This is a genomic window from Kitasatospora sp. NPDC004799, assembly GCF_040609095.1.
In the GTDB taxonomy this organism is placed as follows: Bacteria; Actinomycetota; Actinomycetes; order Streptomycetales; family Streptomycetaceae; genus Kitasatospora.
In genome coordinates, this window is record NZ_JBEXJK010000507.1 from 1 (window position 1) to 5,331 (window position 5,331).

The following is a 5,331-nucleotide window of genomic DNA, read 5'->3' on the forward strand; positions in this document are numbered from 1 at the left end:
GCGACGCCTGACACCTGCAGCATCTGCGTGGTGGTTTATCTGAACAGCTGACGAGACAGCTCAGCCGCAACCGGATGTACATCCCGGGGCTCGGCTGCCTCAAGGGCTGTCTGATGGTGCTGCTGGTGCTGGCCGTGGCCGGGGTGGCGCTGTGGAACTTCACGCCGCTGCCGCAGTACTGGGACAACGTGGTGGGCTGGTTCGACTCGGCGCGCGACTGGGTGAACAGCGTCTTCGGCACGTAGCACCCGCCCCGGGCGGCCGGAACGGGCCGGGACCGGACGCCGGTCAGGACGCCGGTCCGGACTCCGGCCCGCCCGGACGGCAGGATTGACGCTATGTCGACAATTCGCGAGATTTCTCGGCCGGGAGTCCCGCTCCGGGCCCCTTCGGCGGCCCGCGCAGGGCCTCCGGGCGCGTAGGTTGGTCGCTGTTGTCCCGCCCCACCGAGCGCGCCGGACCCCCGGAGCGCTCCCGCGCCGCCCACGGAGCAGCATTGGCACGCAAGATCGGCAGCCGGTACACCGTCCACCAGGTGATCGGCCGGGGTTCGGCCGGGACGGTCTGGCTCGGTGAGGGGCCCGACGGCCCGGTGGCGGTCAAGCTGCTGCGCGAGGACCTCGCCGCCGACCAGGTGCTGGTCGGCCGCTTCGTCCAGGAGCGCACCGCGCTGACCAGCCTCGACCACCCCCGGGTGGTCGGCGTGCGCGACATGGTGGTGGACGGCAGCGACCTCGCCCTGGTGATGGAGCTGGTCCAGGGCACCGACCTGCGCTCCCGGCTGGAGCGGGACGGCGCGCTGCCCCCGCAGACCGCCGCCTCGATCATCGCCGACGTCGCCGACGGCCTGGCCGCCGCGCACGCGGCCGGGATCGTCCACCGCGACGTCAAGCCGGAGAACGTCCTGCTCGACCTCGCCGCCGCCCCCGGCCCGGGCGGCGCCCCGCGCGCCAAGCTCACCGACTTCGGCGTGGCCCGGCTGGTCGACGCCCCCCGCCGCACCCGGGCCACCCGGATCATCGGCACCCCCGACTACCTCGCCCCCGAGATCATCGAGGGCCTGGAGCCGCGCGCCGCCGTCGACATCTACGCCCTCGCCACCGTGCTGTACGAGCTGCTGGCCGGCTTCACCCCGTTCGGCGGCGGCCACACCGGCGCGGTGCTGCGCCGGCACGTCACCGAGCAGGTGCCGCCGATCCCCGGCCTGCCGGACGGGCTGTGGCGGATCATCTCCGAGTGCCTGGCCAAGGCCCCCGCCTCCCGGCTGCGCGCCGCCGAGCTGGCCGCCCGGCTGCGCGAGCAGCTGCCCTCGCTGGCCGGCCTGCCGGTGCTCGCCGTGCCCGGCCAGGGCCGGGCCCCGGCCGAGGAGCAGCTGACCCCCGGCGAGGCCGTCTACGCCGAGATCGACGCCGGCCCCGGCACCCACAAGCGCCGCCGCGGCCCGGCCGTCCCGCTGGTGCCCGGCGCCGCCCCGGACTCCACCCGGGACACCCACACCAGCCTGCGCCGCCCGTCCGCCGACGAGCTGGCCGCGTACGCGCTCGAGTCCCGCGCCCAGCGCGCCGCCCCCGGCCACCGGCGGGACCGCCAGGCCCTGCTGCGCCGCCGCCGGCTGCTGGCCGTGCTGATCGCCACCGTGCTGCTGCTGGCGGGCGCCGCCGCGGCCTGGACGGCCTTCGCGGCCACCGCCCCGGACGGCGGCCACCCGACCCGCCCGGCGGTGTCGACCACGGGCCCGCGGGCGCCCTGACCACGGCCGGCCCGCCCGGCCGAGACCCCGGGGGAGCCGGGGGTGTCGTCATGACCACTCCCGGAACCATTACCCTGGGGGCGTGGCAGCCGTCGATCCTTCCGAAGAGCTCAAGAACCTCGATACGACCATGGGGTCGATCGAGGCCGTCCTCGACCTGGACAAGATCCGGGCCGACATCGCGGTCCTGGAGGAGGAGGCAGCCGCCCCCACCCTGTGGGACGACGTCGCGAACGCGCAGAAGGTGACCAGCCGGCTCTCCTTCCTCCAGGGCGAACTGCGCCGCGTCGAGGGCCTGCGCGGCCGCATCGACGACCTGGGCGTCCTGTTCGAGCTCGCCGAGGCCGAGGACGACGCGGACACCCGCGCCGAGGCCGAGGTCGAGCTCGTCGCCCTGCAGAAGGCGGTCGAGGAGCTGGAGGTCCGCACCCTCCTGTCCGGCGAGTACGACGCCCGCGAGGCGCTGATCAACATCCGTGCCGAGGCCGGTGGCGTGGACGCCGCCGACTTCGCCGAGCAGCTCATGCGCATGTACCTGCGCTGGGCCGAGCGGCACGGGTACCCCACCGAGGTGTACGACACCTCGTACGCCGAAGAGGCCGGCATCAAGTCCGCGACCTTCACCGTGAAGGCGCCGTACGCCTACGGCACCCTCTCGGTCGAGCAGGGCACCCACCGCCTGGTCCGCATCTCCCCGTTCGACAACCAGGGCCGCCGGCAGACCTCCTTCGCCGGCGTCGAGGTCCTCCCGGTCGTCGAGCAGTCCGACCACGTCGACATCGACGAGGGCGAGCTGCGGGTGGACGTCTACCGCGCCTCCGGCCCCGGCGGCCAGGGCGTCAACACCACCGACTCGGCGGTGCGCATCACCCACATCCCGACCGGCATCGTGGTCTCCTGCCAGAACGAGCGCTCGCAGATCCAGAACAAGGCGTCCGCGATGAACGTCCTCCAGGCCAAGCTGCTGGAGCGGCGCCGCCAGGAGGAGAAGGCGGCGATGGACGCGCTCAAGGACAGCGGCAGCTCCTGGGGCAACCAGATGCGCTCCTACGTGCTGCACCCGTACCAGATGGTGAAGGACGTCCGCACCGCGTACGAGGCCGGCAACCCGCAGGCCGTGCTGGACGGCGACATCGACGGCTTCATCGAGGCCGGCATCCGCTGGCGCAAGCAGCGCGAGACCAGCGCCGAGTAGTCACTGAGCACGGAGAAGGCCCCCGACCGCAGCGGTCGGGGGCCTTCTCGTACGTCTCGTGGGTGTCAGGCCAGCGCCTGCCGGGCGATCAGCGCCACCGCGAGCAGCCCGGCCAGCAGGGCCAGCAGCATCGCGGGGGAGAGGGCGGCGAACGGCCCCTGCTGCTCCTGCATCCGGGCCCGGTTGGCCCGGCACACCGGGCAACGCCCGTCGCTGACGCGGCCGTTGCAGTTGGCGCACACCAGATGGTCGCAGGTCATGCGATCTCCTCCTTGCCTACAGCCAACGCACCGGACGGGGCTTTGGTTCCATGCGCTGCCCTGTACGGGGGAGCGGCCGTGACACGGTCGCCCCCCTCCACTCTGCCAGGTTCCGGCGGTTCCGGCTTCCGGGCTGTGAGATGCCTCGCAATATTCGGGGCATAAACGGACATTCTCCCCCAGGGGTCGGCCGTTGTCGCGGGCGGCCCCTGCGGGCCGGTTGCCGATTCGCGTATGGTCCGAGTCCGGGAGCAGCCCTCCGCGCTCCTGTCGCCCGCCCACGGACCGGGCCTCCGGGGCGGACCGACCGAGGACTGGCGCCGCCTAGGATGGCCTCCGTGATGCAGCCGTGATCAGATTCGACAACGTCTCCAAGACCTATCCCAAGCAGAACCGTCCCGCCCTGGACAACGTCTCGCTGGAGATCGAGAAGGGTGAGTTCGTCTTCCTGGTCGGCTCGTCCGGCTCCGGGAAGTCCACCTTCCTGCGCCTGTGCCTGCGCGAGGAGCGCCCGAGCACGGGCGCGGTGCACGTGCTGGGCAAGGACCTCGGCAAGCTGTCCAACTGGAAGGTGCCGCACATGCGCCGCCAGCTGGGCACCGTCTTCCAGGACTTCCGCCTGCTGCCGAACAAGACGGTCGCGCAGAACGTCGCCTTCGCCCTGGAGGTGATCGGCAAGCCCAAGAGCGCCATCAACAAGGTGGTGCCCGAGGTGCTGGAGCTGGTCGGCCTCGGCGGCAAGGAGGACCGCATGCCGGGCGAGCTGTCCGGTGGCGAGCAGCAGCGCGTGGCGATCGCCCGCGCCTTCGTGAACCGTCCGATGCTGCTCATCGCGGACGAGCCCACGGGCAACCTCGACCCGCAGAACTCGGTCGGCATCATGAAGCTGCTCGACCGCATCAACCGCACCGGCACCACGGTGCTGATGGCCACCCACGACCAGGCCATCGTCGACCAGATGCGCAAGCGCGTCATCGAGCTCGACAAGGGGCTGCTCGTCCGCGACCAGGCCCGCGGCGTCTACGGGTACCAGCACTGACCGACCGGCGCTGACCCGTGGGGCCGTCGGCCCGATCCGCCAGACCCAGAGCAGTACCGACCCTGGAGTTGTTTCCCGCATGCGTGCCCAGTTCGTCCTGTCGGAGATCGGTGTGGGTCTCCGACGCAACCTGACCATGACCATCGCGGTCGTGGTCAGCGTCGCGCTCTCCCTCGCCCTCGCCGGTTCCTCGCTCCTGGTCCGCGACCAGGTGAACTCCATGAAGGGGTACTGGTACGACAAGGTCGAGGTGAGCATCTACTTCTGCACCAAGGCGGACGCCCGCAACTCGCCCCAGTGCGACAAGGGCGCGGCCACCGACCAGCAGGTCCAGGACATCAAGGACCAGCTGGACAAGATGACCTCGGTGGTCCAGTCGTCCACCTACGAGAGCTCGGCCGAGGCGTACAAGCACTGGAAGGAGATGAACCCGGACAACCCGCTCATCTCCGTCCTGGGCCCGGACGCCATGCCGCAGTCCTGGCGGGTCAAGCTCAACGACCCGACCAAGTACGACGTGATCCAGAGCGCCTTCGCGGGCAAGCCCGGCGTCAAGTCGGTCGAGGACCAGCGGAAGATCCTGGAGAACCTGTTCGGCCTGCTCAACGGCCTCCAGACGGCGGCCTTCGTGATCATGGTGCTGATGCTGTTCGTCGCCCTGCTGCTGATCGTCAACACCGTCCGGGTGTCGGCGTACAGCCGGCGGCGTGAAACCGGGATCATGCGCCTGGTCGGTGCGTCGAACTTCTACGTCCAGATGCCGTTCATCGCGGAGGCGGCCTTCTCGGCGCTGCTCGGCGCGATGATGGCCTCCGGGCTGCTGATCGGCGGGCACTTCTTCGTCCAGAACTGGCTGGCCGACCGGGTGCAGTTCATCCACTTCATCGGCCTCGGCTCGGTGCTCGCGGTGATACCGCTGCTGATCGTGGTGGGTATGGGCATGGCCGGCGTCGCGGCGTTCTTCACGCTGCGCAAGTACCTCAAGGTCTGATTCCGGACGCCCCGACGGCCCCGGACGGCCGCGGCGCCGACGTGCGCGGGGAGCGTACGGGGGCGTTGACGGGGCGTTCGGGACGCTCCGTACGCC

6 protein-coding genes are annotated in these 5,331 nt (G+C 71.3%); 5 read left to right on the top strand and 1 reads right to left on the bottom strand.

Annotated elements, in window-relative coordinates:
- The first annotated feature begins 74 nt into the window (after nucleotides 1-74).
- From ABZW03_RS36635 to prfB, 3 genes are all read left to right on the top strand, one after another.
- On the top strand, nucleotides 75-245 hold the full coding sequence (locus ABZW03_RS36635; RefSeq protein WP_355268539.1) for a hypothetical protein: 171 nt from the start codon (nucleotides 75-77) through the stop codon (nucleotides 243-245).
- A 251-nt stretch (nucleotides 246-496) separates the two neighbouring features.
- The gene (locus ABZW03_RS36640) at nucleotides 497-1,750 is read left to right on the top strand and encodes a serine/threonine-protein kinase (RefSeq protein ID WP_355268542.1); all 1,254 of its coding nucleotides are present in this window, start codon (nucleotides 497-499) and stop codon (nucleotides 1,748-1,750) included.
- Nucleotides 1,751-1,832: 82 nt separating this feature from the next.
- A complete protein-coding gene (gene prfB, locus ABZW03_RS36645) occupies nucleotides 1,833-2,945 on the top strand; it encodes a peptide chain release factor 2 (RefSeq protein WP_355268545.1) in 1,113 nt (370 codons plus the stop codon).
- Nucleotides 2,946-3,010: 65 nt separating this feature from the next.
- On the opposite strand, the gene ABZW03_RS36650 is transcribed toward prfB, so the two are convergent.
- Nucleotides 3,011-3,205, bottom strand: coding sequence for a hypothetical protein (locus ABZW03_RS36650; protein ID WP_355268548.1), 195 nt, complete (start codon nucleotides 3,203-3,205; stop codon nucleotides 3,011-3,013).
- Nucleotides 3,206-3,554: 349 nt separating this feature from the next.
- Here ABZW03_RS36650 and ftsE point away from each other — a divergent pair, with 349 nt between their 5' ends.
- Complete coding sequence (ftsE, locus tag ABZW03_RS36655; RefSeq protein WP_030059730.1) at nucleotides 3,555-4,244, top strand: cell division ATP-binding protein FtsE; 690 nt, start codon at nucleotides 3,555-3,557, stop codon at nucleotides 4,242-4,244.
- Between the two features lie 79 nt (nucleotides 4,245-4,323).
- Nucleotides 4,324-5,235, top strand: coding sequence for a permease-like cell division protein FtsX (gene ftsX, locus ABZW03_RS36660; protein ID WP_355268551.1), 912 nt, complete (start codon nucleotides 4,324-4,326; stop codon nucleotides 5,233-5,235).
- Nucleotides 5,236-5,331 lie beyond the last annotated feature (96 nt).

What these genes read in the sequence shown, in the direction of transcription:
- ABZW03_RS36635 (WP_355268539.1), top strand. Translation starts at nt 75, where the DNA reads ATGTACATCCCGGGGCTCGGCTGCCTCAAGGGCTGTCTGATGGTGCTG.
- ABZW03_RS36650 (WP_355268548.1), bottom strand. Translation starts at nt 3,205, where the DNA reads ATGACCTGCGACCATCTGGTGTGCGCCAACTGCAACGGCCGCGTCAGC.
- ftsX (WP_355268551.1), top strand. Translation starts at nt 4,324, where the DNA reads ATGCGTGCCCAGTTCGTCCTGTCGGAGATCGGTGTGGGTCTCCGACGC.